Origin of the sequence: Pseudomonas sp. PDM26 (assembly GCF_019219185.1) — a bacterium.
GTDB lineage: Bacteria > Pseudomonadota > Gammaproteobacteria > Pseudomonadales > Pseudomonadaceae > Aquipseudomonas.
The window spans coordinates 16,047-34,462 of record NZ_JAHUWC010000016.1 but is presented as its reverse complement, the minus strand read 5'-3'; the positions used below and the strand labels follow the sequence as shown (position 1 = coordinate 34,462).

Genomic DNA, 18,416 nt, shown 5'->3' with positions numbered 1-18,416 from the left:
GAGACTGAGTCAAGATGTGACGCTCCATTCAGAGACTGAATAAGCCGTCTGCGTTCACAGTCGACCGGGCACCGCGTTATAGTCGGGGCTGACTCTTTTATTGCGCCCCCGCCCTGCCTCGTACAGGTCGGCGTTACCGTTCGAGGATTAGCAGATGAAGTTCGAAGGCACCCAGGCCTACGTCGCCACCGATGACCTGAAGCTGGCGATCAACGCCGCCATCACCCTGGAACGGCCGTTGCTGGTCAAGGGCGAACCGGGCACCGGCAAGACCATGCTCGCCGAGCAACTGGCCGAATCCTTTGGCGCCAAGCTGATCACCTGGCACATCAAATCCACCACCAAGGCTCACCAGGGCCTCTATGAGTACGACGCGGTCAGCCGCCTGCGCGATTCGCAGCTCGGTACGGAAAAGGTCCACGACGTTCGCAACTACCTGAAAAAGGGCAAGCTCTGGGAAGCCTTCGAATCCGAAGAGCGGGTCATCCTGCTGATCGATGAAATCGACAAGGCCGACATCGAATTCCCCAATGACCTGCTGCAAGAACTCGACAAGATGGAGTTCTATGTTTACGAGATCGACGAGACCATCAAGGCCAAGAAGCGCCCGATCATCATCATTACCTCCAACAACGAGAAAGAGCTGCCGGACGCCTTCCTGCGTCGCTGCTTCTTCCACTACATCGCCTTCCCCGACCGCGTGACCATGCAGCGGATCGTCGACGTGCACTACCCGGACATCAAGAAAGACCTGGTCAGCGAAGCGCTGGACGTGTTCTTCGACGTGCGCAAGGTGCCGGGCCTGAAGAAGAAGCCTTCGACCTCCGAGCTGGTGGACTGGCTGAAGTTGCTGATGGCCGACAACATCGGCGAAGCGGTGCTGCGCGAGCGCGATCCGACCAAGGCCATCCCGCCGCTGGCTGGAGCGCTGGTGAAAAACGAACAGGACGTGCAATTGCTGGAGCGTCTGGCGTTCATGAGCCGTCGCGGCACCCGCTAAGAGGCTGATGCCATGTTGCTCAATCTGTTCAATGAAATGCGCGCAGCCAAGGTGCCGGTCTCGGTGCGTGAACTGCTGGACCTGATCAACGCGCTGAAACAGCGCGTGACCTTCGCCGACATGGACGAGTTCTATTACCTGTCCAGGGCGATCCTGGTGAAGGATGAAAAGCATTTCGACAAGTTCGACCGGGCGTTCGGTGCCTACTTCAATGGCCTGGAAAAGCTCGACGATCATCTTCAGGCATTGATCCCCGAAGACTGGCTGCGCAAGGAGTTCGAACGCTCGCTGACCGAAGAAGAGCGGGCGGCGATCCAGTCCCTCGGTGGCCTCGACAAGCTGATCGAAGAGTTCAAGAAACGCCTCGAAGAACAGAAGGAACGCCACGCCGGCGGCAACAAGTGGATCGGCACCGGGGGCACCAGCCCGTTCGGCTCCGGCGGCTTCAACCCGGAAGGCATTCGGGTCGGCGATGCCGGCAAGCGCCAGGGCAAGGCGGCCAAGGTCTGGGACCAGCGCGAATACAAGAACCTCGACGACTCGGTCGAGCTGGGTACGCGCAACATCAAGGTCGCCCTGCGCCGCCTGCGCAAGTTCGCCCGTCAGGGGGCGGCGGAAGAGCTGGACATCGATGGCACCATCGATCACACCGCCAGGGATGCCGGCTTGCTGAACATCCAGATGCGGCCGGAGCGGCGCAACACCGTCAAGCTGTTGCTGCTGTTTGACATCGGCGGCTCGATGGACGCCCACGTGAAGATTTGCGAGGAGCTGTTCTCGGCCTGCAAGACCGAGTTCAAGCATCTGGAGTACTTCTATTTCCACAACTTCATTTATGAATCGGTGTGGAAGAACAACATGCGCCGCACCTCCGAGCGCACCTCGACCATGGACCTGCTGCACAAGTACGGCGCCGACTACAAAGTGATCTTCATCGGCGACGCCGCCATGGCGCCCTACGAAATCACCCAGCCGGGCGGCAGCGTCGAGCATTGGAACGAAGAAGCCGGTTACGTGTGGATGCAGCGGTTCAAGGAGAAGTACAAGAAGCTCATCTGGATCAACCCGTACCCGAAGGACACCTGGAGCTATACCTCCTCGACCAACATCGTGCGCGATTTGATCGAGGACCAGATGTATCCGTTGACCCTCCGAGGGTTGGAGGAAGGGATGCGGTTTCTTTCCAAATAACCGCGTGACGGCCCTGAAAGATCGCAGCCTGCGGCAGCTCCTACACCGATCCCTGTAGGAGCTGCCGCAGGCTGCGATCTTTTGATCTTCAAATAAACCGGCGCAAATACTCGACTTGTTCGCGATGCGCAACCTCCTGCACCACCGGCCGCAACCGCACCCGCGCCCCCGGCAAACACTGCGCCAATCGCGCCAGCGCCAGCGGCGTCAACGCTCCCAGACGCGGGTAACCACCAATGGTCTGCCGATCATTGAGCAACACGATCGGCTGCCCGTCCGGCGGCACCTGCACGGCCCCCAACGGAATGCCTTCGGAAATCATCGGTTTGCCCTGGTACTGCAGCGCCGTACCCAACAGGCGAATGCCCATGCGGTCGGCGCGGCTGTCGAGCTTCCACACACTATTGAACGCGTCGAACAGGCTCTGCCCGCTGAACTCACCGATCTGTGCACCGAGGACCAGGCCCAACGGGGCATCAAGGTTCAAGTCCGGCCGCTGGTCTGCGGTCATTTCGCGCAGCAACATCACCGAGTTGCCCGAATAGCTCAATGACGCGCCCTTACCCAGCGCATGGCCCATACCGTCCAGGCCGCCGAGTTCCTCACGGACCACCGTCGCGCTGCTGCCCAGCACTTTCGGTGCATCAAACCCACCCGGCGCCGCCAGATAGGCCCGGGCGCCGAGCAACGGCCGGGTGAATTGCAAACGCTGACCTTTGTGCAGCCTGAAACTGCGCCACGGTGCCAGTGCCTCGCCGTCCACCAGCGCGCCCAGATCCGCTCCGGCCAAGGCCAGCACGCATTCCTCCTCGGCCACCACGGTGAATCCGCCGAGGGTGATTTCAATCACCGTCGCATCCAGCCCGTTGCCCAGCAGCCAGTTGGCCCAGGACATCGAACGCCAATCGGCCGCTCCGCCCTGGGTCACGCCCAGATGCCGCACGCCGAATCGACCGGCATCCTGCAACAGGCACAGCGGCGTACTCGCTTCAATCGTCAGACGGCTCATCCCCGGGCCTCCAGTGGCGTGTCGTCACCGCCCAGGTTAATGAACTCGGCATGGCCGATCGCTTCGAACCGTACGGTGTCACCGGGTTGCATCAGGCTGTAGCCGTCACGGTTGCGATCGAACAATTTGGCCGGCGTGCGGCCAATCAGGTTCCAGCCGCCCGGCGACACCACCGGGTAAGCCGCCGTCTGCCGTTCGGCGATGCCGACACTGCCGGCCGCGACTTTCTTGCGTGGCGTGTTCAGACGCGGCGCGGCAAGTACCTCTTCCACCAGCCCCATGAAGGCGAAGCCCGGCGCAAAGCCCAGGGCGAACACCTGATATTCACGCTCGCTGTGACGACGGATCACCTCCTCCACCGCCAACCCGCTGCGCTGCGACAACAGGTTCAGCTCCGGTCCGACGCTCAAGTCGTACCACACCGGCAACACATGACATTTACCGCGGGCATGAGCGTTGGGCGACAGATCGATCAACGCTTCGGCAATCAACTCCCGGGCTTGGGCGGGACTCAGCGCGGTCAAATCGTAATGCACCATCAAGGTGGTGTAGGACGGCACCAGATCGATCAGATGCCCGGCGAACGCCGCCCGCAGACTTTCACTGGCCGCCAGCATCCACGGCATGTTGGTTTCGGCAATTTCATCGAACAGGCGCACCATCAGGCAATCCAGCGCCACCACTTCCACCCGCAGTTTCATGACGCGCTCTGCCGGTTCAAGGCTTCACGGATGCGTTGCACGGCAGCGACCGAACTGGCGTTGTCGCCGTGCACGCAGAGGGTATTGGCCTGCAAATGCAGGGCACTGCCGTCGCTGGCGGTCAGGTTGTCACCACGGGCAATGGTCAGCGCTTGCTCGATAATTGTTTGCGGGTCGTGATGCACCGCTCCCGGCAGTTGTCGCGACACCAGCCTGCCGGCGCTGTCGTAGGCGCGGTCGGCGAAGGCCTCGAACCACAGCGTCACGCCGTATTCATCACCCAGTTGTTGCGCGGCGCTGTTGTCGCGGGTTGCCATCAACATCAGCGGCAGGTTGCGGTCATAGGACGCCACCGCTTGCAGCACGGCGCGCAACTGCGCCGGGTTGGCCATCATGTCGTTGTACATCGCGCCATGGGGTTTGACGTAACTGACCCGACCACCCTGGGCCCGGCAGATGCCGTCGAGGGCGCCGATCTGGTAATGCAGAATGTCTTGAAGCTCCTGGGTGGCATACGCCATGGAGCGACGGCCGAATCCCACCAGATCCTGATAGGCCGGATGCGCGCCAACTTGCACACCGTGGCTAAGGGCCAGGCTGACGGTCTTGCGCATGACGCTCGGGTCGCCGGCGTGAAAACCGCAGGCGATGTTGGCGCAATCGATAAAGGGCATGATTTCTGCGTCCAGACCCATGGTCCAGTTGCCGAAACTCTCGCCGATGTCGCAGTTCAATAGCAGGCGGCTCACGCTGAACACTCCTGTAGGCATTAATCTTTTTAGCTGCGGGACATATCTGTAGGACAAGCCCGCAGGTTATCAGTTACCGGGCGTCGAGTTGCTTGCCACGGGTTTCCGGCAGGCTCAGGGCCGCGAGGATCACCACACCGTAGGAAACCGCCGCAAAGGCACCAATGCCCACACTCAGCGGCACGGTCTGGCTGAGCAGGCCGATCAGCAGAGGGAACAATGCCGCCAGCGCCCGGCCGATGTTGTAGCAAAACCCCTGGCCTGAACCGCGAATGCGCGTGGGGAACAATTCGGTCAGGAACGCGCCCATGCCGCTGAAGATCCCCGAGGCGAAGAAGCCCAGCGGGAAGCCCAGCCACAGCATCACGCCGTTGCTGACCGGCAGTTGGGTGTACAGCAACACAATGGTGAACGAGCCGACAGCGAACAGGATGAAGTTCTTTTTGCGGCCGAGGATGTCGGTCAAATAGGCGCTGATGACATAACCGACGTAGGAACCGATGATCACCATCGCCAGATAACCGCTGGTATTGAGTACGCTCAAACCGCGTTCGTTCTTCAGAAAAGTCGGTAGCCAGGACGTGATCGCGTAGTAACCGCCCAGCGCACCGGTGGTCAGCAACGAAGCGCGAATCGTGGTGAAGAGCATGCCGGGGGCGAAGATCTCGTAGAACTTCGACGGGTTGCCCGGCTCCTGTTTCGCTTTGGCTTCACGATAGATTTCCGGGTCCTTGACCAGACGGCGGACGAAAATCACGAAGATCGCCGGCACGATGCCGAGGATGAACAGCGCACGCCAGGCGTCTTCCGGTGGCAACACCGAGAACAGCAGCGCATACAGAATCGCCGTCAGCCCCCAACCCAGCGCCCAGCCGGACTGCACCATGCCCACTGCCTTGCCGCGGTCCTGAGCACGGATCACTTCGCCGATCAGCACCGCGCCGGCCGTCCACTCACCGCCGAAACCGAAGCCCATCAGGGTCCGTGCGATCAGCAGTTGCTCATAGCTCTGGGCAAAGCCGCAGAGGAAGGTAAAGAAGGCAAACCACAGTACGGTCAGTTGCAGGGTGCGCACACGACCAATGCGATCGGAGAGAATCCCCGCCACCCAGCCACCGATGGCCGAAGCGATCAGGGTGCTGGTATGAATCAGCCCGGCCTGGCCGGTGGTGATGCCCCACATCGCAATCAGGGTCGGCACCACGAAGCTGAGCATCTGGGTGTCCATGCCGTCCAGGCCATAGCCGATCTTGCAGCTCCAGAAGGTGCGGCGTTCCTGCTGATTGATGTTGCGATACCAGTCGAAAGGTCCCGGGCGGGCCGAGACTTTCTGGATGACGGGGGTGTCGGGCGCACTCATGGCAAATCTCCGCGCTGATTTTATTGGTATTGTTCTGAGCCCCGACGACGCCTATCGTGGGAACCGGATGCGTCGATTCTTGGACGCGCGCCCCTGCTGCGTCCAACTAATAAAAACCCGCCTTAGACATAAGAAATCTTTATCCCATGAACCTGAAGTTTCTCGAGACCTTCGTCTGGGTTGCCCGACTCAAGAGTTTCCGCCTGACCGCCGACAAGCTCTTCACCACCCAGGCCTCGATCTCCAGCCGAATTGCGGTGCTTGAAGGCGAGCTCGGGGTAAAGCTGTTTTTGCGGGATTCGCGCGGCGTGAGCCTGACCCCGGAAGGCCTCAAAGTGCTCGATTACGCCGAGCAGATGCTGGACACCATGCAGGCACTCAAGCAGTCGATCGAGACCCGCTCGAGCAAGGCCGGACGGGTACGCATCGGCGTGATGGATACGGTGATCCATACCTGGCTCAGCCCGTTGGTGGCGCAGATGACTGATCACTACCCGCTGGTGGAAATCGAGCTGGTGGCCGATACCTCGCTCAACCTCTGCGATCAGCTGCAAAAAGGCTTTCTCGATGTGATCCTGCAAACCGACCTGCTACGCCAGGAAAGCGTGCGCAGCCTGGAACTGGCCAGCCACCCCATGGGCTGGATTGTGGCCAGCAATTCCCTGTACAACCGGGAGTATTCAGGCGTCGCCGATCTGGCGAATGAGCGGATCATCACCTACTCGAAAAACTCCCACCCGCATCAGGAAGTGCTCGCCCTGATGCAGGCCAATGGCGTGATGACGCCACGGTTGAACTGCGTCAACTCGGTGTCGGCCATTACCCGGCTGCTGCGCGATGGCTTTGGCATCGGCGCGTTGCCGCCGGTGCTGGTGGCCGAGGAACTGGCGCGCGGCGAGTTGACCTTGCTGGACATCGATCAGCGACCACCCGACCTGCAGGTGGTGGTGTCGTGGCGGGTGGGCGTTGAGTGGGTCGAGGAGATTGTGGCCTTGTGTCAGCAGGTGCTGGAGGAGTATGCGCGGAAGGTGGGAGAGCGCTACATGGTCTTGAGCAAACCCTTGGCCGGCCTCTGAAAAGGAGTTCTCCACACTACAAGTAGGAATTGCTATCATTTGCATTATAATTTGAAAAATGTATTCTCTGCGCGCATTCAGTTAATCCACTGTCCAGAAGGAGTCGGACTCGATGCGCGCTTACACGCAAAAACAGCAGCAATTGCTCTCAAACTGGAGCGAAGCACTCGGCACTCCTGCCTTCCAGTCCCACCGCATCACCCTCGACCATTTGAGCAATGCCCTGGAGCCCGCCGCCCAGCGCTGCTTCCAACGCCTGATCCAGGCGCTGTTTCGCGAAGGTCTGATCAACCCCGACGCCTGCGAGTACGACGACAACAGTCGTTGCTGGCTGCCGCTTGGCGACGGTGCGCAGCTTTGCTTCGACCACCTGACGGGCGGAAGAATGAACAGCTGGGACGTGCGTGGCAGCATCGTCCTGCACACCTCCGACAGCCTGCCGCACAAAATCCAGTTGCCCAGCGAACTGCTCGCTCACCTCAGCACTCAGCTCAACCCGCCCGCCTCCCCGCAGGTACTGGAACGTCTGGCCCGCGAGCTGGACGATAGCTACAGCAACGACACCCTGTGCCTGGCGTTCCACCATGGATGGACCGAGCGCCTGAGAGAGCAGATCGACACCGAGCACAACGACAATCTGTTCGCCTGGCTCAAAGCCAGCCCCGACCACCAGAACCCGACGTCATTGCTCGAACAGTGGGGCACGCTCGGCCACCCCTGGCATCCGAACTACAAGACCAAACTGGGCTTGAGCGCTGCGCAGGTCATCGCTTTCTCGCCGGAATTCGAAGCGAGTTTTCCGATTGTGCTGTGCGCCCTGCACCGTCAGTACACCCACGTCGAATCACTGGCTGGCACCGCCGATTACTGGGACTGGTGGCAGGGCCACTTCCCGCAGGCCGCCGAACAATTGCAGCGCCATTTGCAGCAACGGGGCCTGGAGGCAACGGACTACCTCCCGCTGCCGTCGCACCCATGGCAAGCCAATGAAGAGCTGCCCAATTCGTTCGCCGGCGAGATCGCCGACAACCTGCTGATCGTGACCGACATCGTTGCCTTCACCGGTCACCCGACCATGTCCTTCCGCACAGTCGTACCAGAGGCCAGCCGCGTCGCGCCGATGGTCAAACTGCCGGTGGCCCTGCGCCTGACCAGCGTGCAGCGCACCGTGTCGCCGCGCTCGGCCCGGATGGGACCGCGCATCAGCCAACTGCTACTGCAGATTCTCGATCACGAACCGCAAATTCAGCGCCTGCTGAACATCGTGCCGGAGCGCATCGGCATGCACTACGCGCCACAACCGGCCAATGACGAACGGTCCCGGCATGCCGCCGTGTTGTACCGCGACAACCCGCTGACCCTGCTGCAAGAAGGCGAACTGGCCGTGCCGGTCGGCAGCCTGTTCGCCGTCAACGAATTCGAACAACCGTTGCTGCGTGACTGGGTGCAACTGGCTCAGGGCCGTGACGACAGCGACGCCATGCTGGCGCTCTTCGACGATTACCTGTCGATTGCCGTCCCGAGCCTGCTGGGCATCTACCTGATGTATGGCGTGGCGTTCGAAGCGCACCAGCAAAACAGCTTCATGGTGATGGGCGCTGACGGGCAGTTGAATCGGTTGCTGCTGCGTGACTTCGGCGACATTCGCATCGATCGCAAAACCCTGCACGCCAAGGGGCTGGATATCCAGCTGCACGATCCGAAAATGACCCTGTACGACGACGCCGGTTTTGTTCGCGACAAGCTCCTGCACACCACGTTCATGTGCCACCTCGGTGAGTTGACGTTGCTCTGCGCCCGCCACTGGAATGTGCCGGAAAATAGCCTTTGGGAGCGCTTGGCCACGCACGTTGAACAGTGCTTCGAGAGCGTGCGCGAGCACGTCGAACCGGGACGCTGGGAAAGCGAGCGTCAGGCCCTGCTGGAGCAGGATTGGCCGGCCAAATCATTCATGCGCATGCGCTTGCATGACAGCCACGCCGACATCGTCGGACGCCTGAGTAATCCGCTGCGAACCAACGCCGATGCTCGCTGATGGTCGTGCGTTGCGACTGCTGATCGTCATCCAGTTTGTCTCCATGGGTGCCATGGAAATGAGCGGCCCGTTCTGGCCCTTGCAGATCCAGCATCTGCTTGGGCCAGAGGGCGCCGGCTACACCGCGCTGCTATCGGCGCTGGTCTATGCCGGCCCGATGCTGGCGGCCATGCTGCTGACGCCGGCGTGGGGACGGCTGGGTGATCGCACCGGGCACAAGCCGATGATCGTTCGGGCGTTACTGGCACTTGCGCTGTGCCAGGGACTGGCGGCGATTACCCTCGATCCGTGGCTGCTGGTGGGCATTCGCGTGATGCAGGGCGCATTGGCCGGGTTTATCGCCGCCGCGCAAGCTTATGCCCTGGCCGGCTGCGACAGTTCCCGGCGCGGACACACCCTGGCCCGCCTGCAATCGGCGACCGCTGTCGGCTCGTTGATCGGCCCGGTACTGGGCGGCTGGCTGATGGACATCTCGGGGTTTGCCCTGCTCTGTTATGGCGCGACGGCGATTTGCCTGCTGTGCGCACTGGGGAGTTTTTTCCTGCCGGCTGACAAGGCGCGAGCCTCGACAAAGAATCCGGTTGCGCCGGTGGCCCTGCCTAAAGGCTGGCTCGGTGGAATCCTGTTGGTGATCGTGTTGATACAAGCCGCGAAAATGATGCCGCAACCCTTCTACGCGCTGTATGTCGCCGACATTCTGCATGCGCCGGGCTGGCTGATCGGCGCGACTTACGCGGCGAGCGCCGCGACCCTGGCCATCTCCGCACCGCTGTGGGGGCGTCTGTTCGACCGCTGGCAGCCGGCTTACACCTTGCGCGTCATCGAAGGCGTTGCCTGGCTCTGCGCCTTGACGCTCGCGGCCACGGCACTGGCCAGCGAATGGCTGGGTTTTCTCGTCAGCCGGATGGTCTGGGGCATCTGGCAAGGCGCACTGCTCCCCGTCGCCTATGCGCTGATCGCCAACACCGTGTCTTCAAGCCAGCAGGGTTTTGCCCTCGGCCTGGGCAACAGCGCGGCCAAGGCTGGCGCTCTGCTCGGTGCCGTCCTCGGCGGGATCGGCATGGGGCTGGTCGGGCTGGCCCACAGTTTCTGGCTGGTGGCGTTGACCTACGCACTGGCCGCCATCGGGATCCGCTGGGTGCGCTCATTCACCTCCACACCTGACCCCGCAATCCTGTCTACCAACACTTATCACGACTAAAAAAAAGACCAACTCATGACCCGAACCAAACTTTCCTTGATGATTCCGCTGCTCGGCTCCTTCAGCGCCCAAACCTGGGCCGAGGACACCGACCAGCAACCTGGCACATTGAACATGCAAGCCACCGTCGTTTCCGCGACGCGCAGCGAAGCGACCATTGCCTCGATTCCGGGCTCGGTCCAGGTGATCGACGAACATCAGATCAGCCAACAGAGTGGCGCCGGGCGCCGGGTCTCCGACATCCTGGGGCAACTGGTTCCCGGCCTGGCGCCGTCCAGCGGCGGGATGAGCAACTTCGGCCAGACCCTGCGCGGGCGTAACATGCTGGTGTTGATCGACGGCGTGTCGCAAAACGCCACGCGTGACAACTTCCGCCAGCTCAACAGCATCGCGCCGGCCAGTATCGAACGCATCGAGGTGGTTTCCGGCGCCAGCAGCATTTATGGTGCCGGTGCTTCGGGCGGCATCATCAACATCATCACCAAGCGCAACCAGGGTCAGGACCTTGCCTACAGCAGCAAACTGGGCCTGACCACCGGCAATAACCTCAACAGCAAGGGTTTCGCCTACGAGGCCTTTCAGAGTGCGACCGGGCGCAAGGATGCCCTGGACTGGTACGTGTCCGCCGACCTGACCCAGCGCAACGATCAGTACGACGGCAACGGCAATCGCATCCCTCAGGACACGTCCCAGGGCAGCAACATGGACACCGACACCTATGACCTGCAAGGTCGTTTCGGTTACGAACTGGATGCCGATAAAAAACTCAGCCTGTCGCTGCAGGACTACAAGGACCAGCAGGACACCGGCTACACAAAAGACCCGAAAAACCGGCAAGAGGCCGTGGCGGTCAAAGGACTGAAACTCGACGACCAGCCCTACACCCATAACCAGGCGGCCAACCTCAACTACACCGACAACGACTTCTACGGCCAGGGCCTGCAACTGGAAAGCTACTGGCGCCGGGCCGATGCGCTGTTCTTCCCCGACCTGTCGCGGGGCAAGGCCGGGATCTCCGACAACAACAGCGTGCAGGATGTCTACGGTCTGCGTGCGGCCATCGACACACCGTTGCCGGCTATCGGCAGCGCCACAGGCAACCTGGTCTGGGGCGCCGACTATGATCACGAACGCTCCCGCCAGCGCGGTGACCAATACACCCTCAATGGGCTGACCTACACCAAGACCGGCACCACTTACGAGCTGGGCCCGGATATCGAAACCACCACCAAGGCGCTGTTCGGGCAGATGTCCTGGGACATCGGAGACTGGACCTTGCGTGGCGGTGTGCGCCGCGAATGGATCGAAAGCGACGTCTCCGACAGCATCGCTTACGGTCAGATCGTCCAGACCGGCGTACGCGCCATCCTGCCCGGTGACACCCTCAAATACGACGCGACGCTCTATAACCTGGGCGCGGTCTATCACCTGAGTGAACATCAGGACGTCTTCGCCAATTACAGCCAGGGGTTTTCACTGCCGGACATCCAGCGTTTCTTGCGTGACGTGAACAGCACCTTCGACATCCAGAGCCTCAACGCCCAGGCCATCAAGGTCGACAGCTACGAGCTGGGCTGGCGCGGTAACTGGGACCGGTGGCAGGCCGACGTCACCGTCTATGAAAACACCTCGGACGTGACTCAGTTCTACGATGCCAATGAGCGTGTCTTGCGTCTGATCAACCAGAAGGAGCGGGTTCGCGGCATCGAAAACAGCCTGACCTACCTCGCGACAGATCACTGGTCGGTGGGTGGCACCTATGCCTGGGCCAAAGGCGAGACCCAACAGAACGGGAAATGGATCGATCTGCCGGCGACACGCATTTCACCGGCCAAAACCACGCTGTTCGTCGGCTACGCCGAAGACGACTACACCCTGCGCCTGCAAGGCATGCACCTGTCCAGTTACGACGCTGCCGCCAAGGACAACAACGGGCGCGACATCGAAGGCTATACGCTGGTGGACCTGCTCGGTTCCGTGTACTTGCCGGTCGGTCGCCTGGAAGGCGGCGTGTACAACCTGACCAACCGCACGTACGTCAACCTGTTCGCCCAGGCCAACGCCAGAGCGCCATTCCCCAATGCCGAAGGCCGTACCTTGAGCATGACCTATTCGATAGATTGGTAATCAAGCAAGGAGCCGGCTTGCCGGCTCCTTGACGTTCGGCAGTGTTACAAGCCACGCAAATCCCGCTCTTCGATCGGCCGGCTCTGGCGCAGACGCTTGCCGCCCAACACCACCCAATCGATCAACCGGAACAGGCACTCGATCCCGAACGACAGCAACAATGCGCCGCTCATGCCCCAGCTCATCGCTTCGGGCGTCAACAGGATCTGGTAGCTGTAGCCATTCCAGGTTTCCTTGCGGATGTCCGGATCGGCAGCCAGCACCACTTGCAGGAAGCGGATGTACCACGGCCCCTGCATCGCCTGGAACTGCTTGTCCAGCGCCAGTTGGCGGGTCAGCAGGGTGCTCAGGCTGTCGGCATCGCTGCGGAAGATCGGGTCTTCGCTGGCACGGTAATGCGCGACCAGAGCCTGCATGTCACCCTTGAAGAACTGATTGGCGGTGTTCTGGAACCCGCTCAACCCGGCTTGCGCCTCGATCAGATGCGCTTCGACCCGCTTGGCGTAATCGCTGATGAAGCCCGGCACCTGGACACCGATCAACAAGCCGGCCGCAAACAACACCAGCCGTAGATAACTGAGCAACATGGGGGTTGAATCCTTATGAGGTCTTGCCTTGGCTGACGCATTCGCCGCGCCGCCACAGGCTCCATTGACCCGGTTCGTAACGGGTCCAGGTTTCGTTTTCGGTCAGGGGTTCGGTGGCGATGACGGTGACCACGTCGTTCGGTGTGGTTTCGGCCTGAAAGTCAACGATCACGTCGACATCTTTCAAGCGTGCGGGGCCAAACGGTGCGCGCCGGGTGATTTGCGCCAGTTTGGTCGAGCAATAGCAGAACAACCAGTCGCCATCGCTGAGCAGGCAGTTGAATACGCCTTTGCTGCGGTATTCGGCGCACGCGGCCACCAGGTCCGGCAGCAGCGCTTCGACCTCGACCGGTTCGGGGAACGCCGCACGCACACGGTTGAGCAAATCGCAGAAGGCCGCTTCGCTATCGGTATCACCCACGGGGCGATAGAATCTGGCCGCAGGCTGGAAATCCGCCAACTGGCCGTTATGGGCGAAACACCAGTTGCGCCCCCACAGCTCACGAACGAACGGATGCGTGTTGGACAGGCAGACTTTGCCGACGTTGGCCTGGCGGATGTGCCCGATCACCACTTCGCTCTTGATCGGATAGCGCTGCACCAGGTTCGCGACTTCCGACTCGCAGCTTGCCGCCGGGTCCTGGAACAGTCGCAGCCCACGGCCTTCATAGAAGGCAATGCCCCAGCCATCACGGTGTGGGCCGGTGCGACCGCCGCGCTGCATCAGCCCGGTAAAGCTGAACACGATATCGGTCGGGACATTGGCGCTCATGCCCAATAACTCACACATGCTCGGACTCTCGCTCAATCGCAGGGGCAAGGTTACAGACGGGGTTCGACCCGCATCCGCTGAGGACTGCTCGGCACGGGAGGACGACCGTAGCGATCATCGCCAGCACCGCCAAACGGTTGATCGTCCTCAGGCTCGTCAGCGCGGACGGCGGCTTTGGTGGCAGCCTCACGCTCCTTGCGGGCGTTGGAGGCGCGTTCGATAGGGAAACGGATCGCCACCAGCACCAGATAGAGACCGAACGCGATCATGCCGTACATGAACAGATCGGAAATCGCCCGCCAGGCGTTGTTGCCGACCTTGAACAACAGGTCGAGGGCGGTAATGGCGACGGCCGGCGCGACTTTGTCCTTGACCGGGTCGATGATGGTCGGGCTGAACAGCAGCACGGCCATCGCCAGCCGCAGCGGCTCACGCAGCCAGCGCCACATCCAGCGGGTCAAGCGCATCCACACCAACAGGCAGCCCAAAGCGGCGAAGGCGTAGAGGCCCCAAGCGATCAGATAGTCGTTCTCGGTCATGGTGTCCATGGCAAGGCAGGCAAAGAGGCGCTTATGATAACGGCTTTTCGCCCGTCAGGCTGCTCAAATCCAGCCAGCAACGCGCAACCCCTGTGGGGAGCGGGCTTGCTCGCGAAAGCGGTATGTAGGAGCTGCCGAAGGCTGCGATCTTTTGATCTTAATAAATCAAGATCAAAAGATCGCAGCCTTCGGCAGCTCCTACAGGTTGCCAATCCTTATTCAATAAATTGTTCGAGAGCCCTTCATGCCCATATCTGCCAACATTTGCGACGCCCCGATCGCCCACAAGGCTGAAGGCTCCGACCCGTATGCCTGGCTGCAGGAGCGCGACACCGACGCAGTGCTCGACTACCTGAAAGCCGAAAACAACTACCAGCAAGCGCAAACCGCCGACCAGGCCGGGCTGCGTGAAACCCTGTTCGAGGAGATCAAGGGGCGGATTCTCGAGACCGATTTGTCCCTGCCCTCGCCGTGGGGACCGTATCTGTACTACACCCGCACCATGGCGGGTGACGAGTATGCCCGGCACTACCGCTGCCCGCGTCCGGCCGACGACAGCCTGACCCTCGACGAAAGCCGCGAACAACTGCTGCTGGACCCCAACGAGCTGGCCAATGGTGGCTTCTTTTCCTTGGGTGCATTCAGCATCAGCCCGGACCATCAGCGTCTGGCCTACAGCATCGACTCCAGCGGCGACGAGATTTACACGCTGTTCGTGAAGGAACTGTCCGACGGCCGTGTCAGTGAGCTGGAATTCCAGGACTGCGACGGCAGCATGACCTGGGCCAACGACAGCCTGACGCTGTTCTTTGGTGAACTGGACGACACCCATCGCCCACACAAGCTGTATCGCTATCGCCTGGACGGCACGGCGGCGCAAGAGGTGTTCCATGAGCTGGACGGTCGCTTCTTCATGCATTGCTACCGTTCAAGCTCCGAGCAGCAATTGCTGCTGTCCGTGGGCAGCAAGACTACCAGCGAAGTCTGGGCCCTCGATGCCAACCAGCCGCAGCAATCCTTCACCTGCATCGCGCCACGGGTCGAGGATCATGAGTACGACGTCGACCACGGCGTACTCGACGGTCAATGGACCTGGTTCATTCGCAGCAACCGTGACGGCATCAATTTCGCCCTGTATACAGCCGCCGATACCGGCGCCGCGCCGACCGAAGCCGACTGGCAGAACCTGATCCCCCACAGTGACACGGTGATGATCGACGGCATCAGCCTGAACACCGGGGCCATGACCCTCAGCCTGCGGGTCGGCGGCTTGCCGGTCATTGAGGTACACCCACAGGGCCAGACGCCTTATCGAGTGCAACTGCCGGATGCAGCCTATAGCCTGCACGTGCAGAACAGCCTGGAGTTCGAAAGCGAGCGGATTCGCCTGCGCTACGAAGCGTTGAACCGTCCGGCGCAAATCCGCCAACTGGACCTGGCCTCGGGCGAGCAGAAAGTGCTCAAGCAAACACCGGTGCTCGGCCCGTTCGATGCCGATGCCTACGTCAGCCAGCGCCTGTGGGCCACTGCGCCGGACGGTACGCAAGTGCCGATCAGCCTGGTGATCAAACGCGCAGACCTGGGCAAACCCGTGCCGCTGTACCTCTACGGCTATGGCGCCTATGGCGAAAGCCTCGACCCGTGGTTTTCCCATGCGCGCCTGAGCCTGCTGGATCGCGGCATGGCCTTTGCCATTGCCCACGTGCGTGGCGGTGGCGAACTGGGGGAAGCCTGGTATCGCGCCGGCAAGCAGGAGCACAAGCACAACACCTTCAGCGACTTTATCGCCTGCGCCGAACACCTGATCGCCCAGGGCTTCACCACTGCACCGCAGTTGGCGATCAGCGGTGGCAGCGCCGGTGGCTTGCTGATCGGCGCGGTGCTCAATCAACGGCCGGAGCTGTTTGGCGCCGCCATCGCCGAAGTACCGTTCGTCGACGTACTCAACACCATGCTCGACCCTGACCTGCCATTGACCGTCACGGAATACGACGAGTGGGGCAACCCTGAAGAACCGGACGTCCATGACCGGATCAAGGCCTACGCCCCGTACGAAAACGTCACCGCGCAAGCTTATCCGGCGACCCTGGTGATCGCCGGTTACAACGACAGCCGTGTGCAGTATTGGGAAGCAGCCAAATGGGTGGCGAAATTGCGCGCAACCAAGACCGACAGCAATCCCCTGCTGCTCAAGACGGAACTGGGTGCCGGGCATGGCGGGATGAGCGGTCGATATCAGGGATTGCGTGACGTAGCACTCGAATATGCATTTTTGTTCAAGGTTCTGGGCATTGCCTGAGGAACCTGGCTGGGTGTGCGGGTCATAGTTCCGGACACAGGAAGCCGACACAACACTGACCCCTGTAGGAGCTGCCGCAGGCTGCGATCTTTTGATCTTGAAATATCAAAGTCAAAAGATCGCAGCCTGCGGCAGCTCCTACAGGGGTGTGCGGTGACTTCAAATTCGAACCAGCAGCAGACACTACAAAAAAGACCGTGACGACATGCCTGAACCAACCTTTCTGAACAACGAAATTCGCGACTGGCTGATGGATTGCGGCCTGTTCAATCAACTGCTGCCGGCGGACTTCGCTGCGGCTTCGGGCTACTTCAGTATCAGCACCATTGCCCAGGGCGAGGAAATCTTCCAGGAGGGTGATGCCGGCAGCTTCATGTGCATCATCCACACCGGTCAGGTGGCAGTGCAGAAAACCACCGCCGACGGGCAACGCGTCACCATCGCCACGTTGCGCAGCGGCCGCTCGTTCGGCGAAATGGCCGTGCTCGACGGCGAACGGCGCTCGGCCAGTTGTGTGGCCGCAAGCAACTGCCAGTTGCTCAACCTGGGCAAGGACTCGCTGGAAAAAATGCTCAACGACGCACCGAAAATCGCCGCCAAGATCATCCGTGCCCTCGCCGTATCCCTGTCCAGACGCCTGCGCATGGCCGACGGTCAACTGCTTTCACAGCAGGTCTAGCCACCCGGCGACTTGGGTTTCGGCGGATTGGGCGCAAGGCCCGGTATCGGCTGGTCTTTGGTCGGCGGGCTCGGCATTTCAATCGGCACCAACGGCGGACCGCTACTGCCGGGGCCGACTCTAGGCAAAGGCGCCGGGCTGATTTGCGGGTACGGCGTGGGCGTCGCGGTGCCGGGCGAACCGGGTATCGGCGCGGGGCTGACGGGAATCGATTGCAGCTGTTGAGCCTGCACTGCAGTTATCGAGAGCGCGGCCAGGGCAATGACCGTTAGAATGGTGCGCTTCATCAATGGCTCCGTTGACCTTGTCGTCATAAACAGGCTACTCCCAACTGCGTCTGTTTGCCCTCCCGTGTTCTGCCAACTTTCTTCAAGTGAGCCCCATGAAACGTTTCGTTCTGCTGGACACCACCGCCATTCCTGAAAACGGCGGTGCCCTGTGCCTGTTCGAATACGGCGAGGATTTCGTCATCAAGATCCAGGGCGGCGATGGCGGGCAATTGATGAATACGCGCATGCACGGCTCCGAAGATGCTCTGGCCGAGATCCCGTGTCGCAAAGTCGCCGGTCGACCGAATTCACGGGTGCTCATCGGCGGCCTGGGCATGGGCTTCACCCTCGCTTCGGCACTCAAGCACCTGGGCAAGACCGCTGAAGTGGTGGTCGCCGAATTAGTGCCCGGTGTTGTGGAATGGAATCGCGGGCCACTTGGCGAGAAAGCCGGAAACCCGCTTCAAGACCCGCGGACCGTGATTCGCATGGAAGACGTGGCCAAAGTCCTGCAAGCCGAACACCAGGGCTTCGATGCCATCATGCTCGATGTCGATAATGGCCCCGAAGGCCTGACCCAGAAAGCCAACAGCTGGCTGTACTCCGCTGGCGGCCTCAGTGCCTGCGCCAAGGCCCTGAGACCCAAAGGTATACTGGCGGTCTGGTCGGCCAGCGCTGACCGGCAATTTTCCGACAAACTGAAGAAAGCCGGCTTCAAGGCCGAGGAAGTGCAGGTCTTCGCCCATGGCAACAAAGGCACCCGCCACACCATCTGGATTGCCGAGAAGCTCAAGGGCTGAGCTAAACTTCGCTTAATACCGT

Annotated in this window: 17 protein-coding genes; 9 read left to right on the top strand and 8 right to left on the bottom strand. The window is 61.2% G+C overall.

All coding sequences use genetic code 11. From position 1 onward, the window contains the following. Positions 1-154 precede the first annotated feature (154 nt). Together KW849_RS26295 and KW849_RS26290 are read left to right on the top strand one after the other, a co-directional pair. The gene (locus tag KW849_RS26295; RefSeq protein ID WP_108218537.1) at positions 155-1,000 is read left to right on the top strand and encodes a MoxR family ATPase; all 846 of its coding nucleotides are present in this window, start codon (positions 155-157) and stop codon (positions 998-1,000) included. A gap of 12 nt (positions 1,001-1,012) precedes the next feature. Further along, entirely contained in the window at positions 1,013-2,191 is a 1,179-nt protein-coding gene (locus tag KW849_RS26290; RefSeq protein WP_218432172.1) for a VWA domain-containing protein, read from the top strand. Between the two features lie 88 nt (positions 2,192-2,279). Here KW849_RS26290 and KW849_RS26285 read toward each other — a convergent pair whose 3' ends face one another. The 4 genes from KW849_RS26285 to KW849_RS26270 all read right to left on the bottom strand — a co-directional run bounded on the left by KW849_RS26285 (position 2,280) and on the right by KW849_RS26270 (position 6,010). Then, complete coding sequence (locus tag KW849_RS26285) at positions 2,280-3,200, bottom strand: biotin-dependent carboxyltransferase family protein (RefSeq protein ID WP_218432171.1); 921 nt, start codon at positions 3,198-3,200, stop codon at positions 2,280-2,282. Further along, positions 3,197-3,901, bottom strand: a complete 705-nt coding sequence (locus tag KW849_RS26280; RefSeq protein WP_218432170.1) for an allophanate hydrolase subunit 1 — start codon at positions 3,899-3,901, stop codon at positions 3,197-3,199. The genes KW849_RS26285 and KW849_RS26280 overlap by 4 nt, the downstream gene beginning before the upstream one ends. Further along, positions 3,898-4,650: a 5-oxoprolinase subunit PxpA gene (locus KW849_RS26275; RefSeq protein ID WP_218432169.1), complete on the bottom strand. Its 753-nt coding sequence runs from the start codon at positions 4,648-4,650 to the stop codon at positions 3,898-3,900. The genes KW849_RS26280 and KW849_RS26275 overlap by 4 nt, the downstream gene beginning before the upstream one ends. Before the next feature lie 73 nt (positions 4,651-4,723). Further along, the gene (locus KW849_RS26270; protein WP_218432167.1) at positions 4,724-6,010 is read right to left on the bottom strand and encodes an MFS transporter; all 1,287 of its coding nucleotides are present in this window, start codon (positions 6,008-6,010) and stop codon (positions 4,724-4,726) included. Positions 6,011-6,156: 146 nt separating this feature from the next. Here KW849_RS26270 and KW849_RS26265 point away from each other — a divergent pair, with 146 nt between their 5' ends. The 4 genes from KW849_RS26265 to KW849_RS26250 all read left to right on the top strand — a co-directional run bounded on the left by KW849_RS26265 (position 6,157) and on the right by KW849_RS26250 (position 12,449). Continuing rightward, the gene (locus tag KW849_RS26265) at positions 6,157-7,086 is read left to right on the top strand and encodes a LysR family transcriptional regulator (RefSeq protein ID WP_218432165.1); all 930 of its coding nucleotides are present in this window, start codon (positions 6,157-6,159) and stop codon (positions 7,084-7,086) included. A gap of 112 nt (positions 7,087-7,198) precedes the next feature. Continuing rightward, a complete protein-coding gene (locus tag KW849_RS26260) occupies positions 7,199-9,121 on the top strand; it encodes an IucA/IucC family siderophore biosynthesis protein (RefSeq protein WP_218432163.1) in 1,923 nt (640 codons plus the stop codon). After that, entirely contained in the window at positions 9,111-10,322 is a 1,212-nt protein-coding gene (locus KW849_RS26255) for an MFS transporter (RefSeq protein ID WP_218432160.1), read from the top strand. The genes KW849_RS26260 and KW849_RS26255 overlap by 11 nt, the downstream gene beginning before the upstream one ends. A gap of 15 nt (positions 10,323-10,337) precedes the next feature. Next, complete coding sequence (locus KW849_RS26250) at positions 10,338-12,449, top strand: TonB-dependent receptor (RefSeq protein ID WP_218432158.1); 2,112 nt, start codon at positions 10,338-10,340, stop codon at positions 12,447-12,449. 44 nt (positions 12,450-12,493) lie between these two features. On the opposite strand, the gene KW849_RS26245 is transcribed toward KW849_RS26250, so the two are convergent. From KW849_RS26245 to KW849_RS26235, 3 genes are read right to left on the bottom strand one after another with little or no spacing between them, the layout of a single operon-like run. Next, complete coding sequence (locus KW849_RS26245; RefSeq protein ID WP_218432156.1) at positions 12,494-13,036, bottom strand: DUF2937 family protein; 543 nt, start codon at positions 13,034-13,036, stop codon at positions 12,494-12,496. Between the two features lie 13 nt (positions 13,037-13,049). Then, complete coding sequence (locus tag KW849_RS26240; RefSeq protein ID WP_218432155.1) at positions 13,050-13,826, bottom strand: class II glutamine amidotransferase; 777 nt, start codon at positions 13,824-13,826, stop codon at positions 13,050-13,052. Positions 13,827-13,858: 32 nt separating this feature from the next. Then, complete coding sequence (locus KW849_RS26235) at positions 13,859-14,356, bottom strand: MFS transporter (protein WP_108218525.1); 498 nt, start codon at positions 14,354-14,356, stop codon at positions 13,859-13,861. 235 nt (positions 14,357-14,591) lie between these two features. On the opposite strand from KW849_RS26235, the gene KW849_RS26230 reads away from it, so the two are divergent. Then, positions 14,592-16,646: a S9 family peptidase gene (locus KW849_RS26230; RefSeq protein WP_218432154.1), complete on the top strand. Its 2,055-nt coding sequence runs from the start codon at positions 14,592-14,594 to the stop codon at positions 16,644-16,646. Positions 16,647-16,851: 205 nt separating this feature from the next. After that, positions 16,852-17,325: a cyclic nucleotide-binding domain-containing protein gene (locus tag KW849_RS26225; protein WP_218432153.1), complete on the top strand. Its 474-nt coding sequence runs from the start codon at positions 16,852-16,854 to the stop codon at positions 17,323-17,325. Here KW849_RS26225 and KW849_RS26220 read toward each other — a convergent pair. After that, a complete protein-coding gene (locus KW849_RS26220; protein WP_115948110.1) occupies positions 17,322-17,612 on the bottom strand; it encodes a hypothetical protein in 291 nt (96 codons plus the stop codon). The two genes, KW849_RS26225 and KW849_RS26220, sit on opposite strands and share 4 nt — an antisense overlap. A gap of 95 nt (positions 17,613-17,707) precedes the next feature. Between KW849_RS26220 and KW849_RS26215 the strand changes: the two genes are divergently transcribed. Beyond that, positions 17,708-18,394, top strand: coding sequence for a spermidine synthase (locus KW849_RS26215; RefSeq protein WP_218432152.1), 687 nt, complete (start codon positions 17,708-17,710; stop codon positions 18,392-18,394). The last annotated feature ends 22 nt before the right edge of the window (positions 18,395-18,416 follow it).

Coding starts and splice junctions, on each gene's coding strand:
- KW849_RS26295 (WP_108218537.1), top strand. CDS start 155: ATGAAGTTCGAAGGCACCCAGGCCTACGTCGCCACCGATGACCTGAAG.
- KW849_RS26290 (WP_218432172.1), top strand. CDS start 1,013: ATGTTGCTCAATCTGTTCAATGAAATGCGCGCAGCCAAGGTGCCGGTC.
- KW849_RS26285 (WP_218432171.1), bottom strand. CDS start 3,200: ATGAGCCGTCTGACGATTGAAGCGAGTACGCCGCTGTGCCTGTTGCAG.
- KW849_RS26280 (WP_218432170.1), bottom strand. CDS start 3,901: ATGAAACTGCGGGTGGAAGTGGTGGCGCTGGATTGCCTGATGGTGCGC.
- KW849_RS26270 (WP_218432167.1), bottom strand. CDS start 6,010: ATGAGTGCGCCCGACACCCCCGTCATCCAGAAAGTCTCGGCCCGCCCG.
- KW849_RS26265 (WP_218432165.1), top strand. CDS start 6,157: ATGAACCTGAAGTTTCTCGAGACCTTCGTCTGGGTTGCCCGACTCAAG.
- KW849_RS26260 (WP_218432163.1), top strand. CDS start 7,199: ATGCGCGCTTACACGCAAAAACAGCAGCAATTGCTCTCAAACTGGAGC.
- KW849_RS26255 (WP_218432160.1), top strand. CDS start 9,111: ATGCTCGCTGATGGTCGTGCGTTGCGACTGCTGATCGTCATCCAGTTT.
- KW849_RS26250 (WP_218432158.1), top strand. CDS start 10,338: ATGACCCGAACCAAACTTTCCTTGATGATTCCGCTGCTCGGCTCCTTC.
- KW849_RS26245 (WP_218432156.1), bottom strand. CDS start 13,036: ATGTTGCTCAGTTATCTACGGCTGGTGTTGTTTGCGGCCGGCTTGTTG.
- KW849_RS26240 (WP_218432155.1), bottom strand. CDS start 13,826: ATGTGTGAGTTATTGGGCATGAGCGCCAATGTCCCGACCGATATCGTG.
- KW849_RS26235 (WP_108218525.1), bottom strand. CDS start 14,356: ATGGACACCATGACCGAGAACGACTATCTGATCGCTTGGGGCCTCTAC.
- KW849_RS26230 (WP_218432154.1), top strand. CDS start 14,592: ATGCCCATATCTGCCAACATTTGCGACGCCCCGATCGCCCACAAGGCT.
- KW849_RS26225 (WP_218432153.1), top strand. CDS start 16,852: ATGCCTGAACCAACCTTTCTGAACAACGAAATTCGCGACTGGCTGATG.
- KW849_RS26220 (WP_115948110.1), bottom strand. CDS start 17,612: ATGAAGCGCACCATTCTAACGGTCATTGCCCTGGCCGCGCTCTCGATA.
- KW849_RS26215 (WP_218432152.1), top strand. CDS start 17,708: ATGAAACGTTTCGTTCTGCTGGACACCACCGCCATTCCTGAAAACGGC.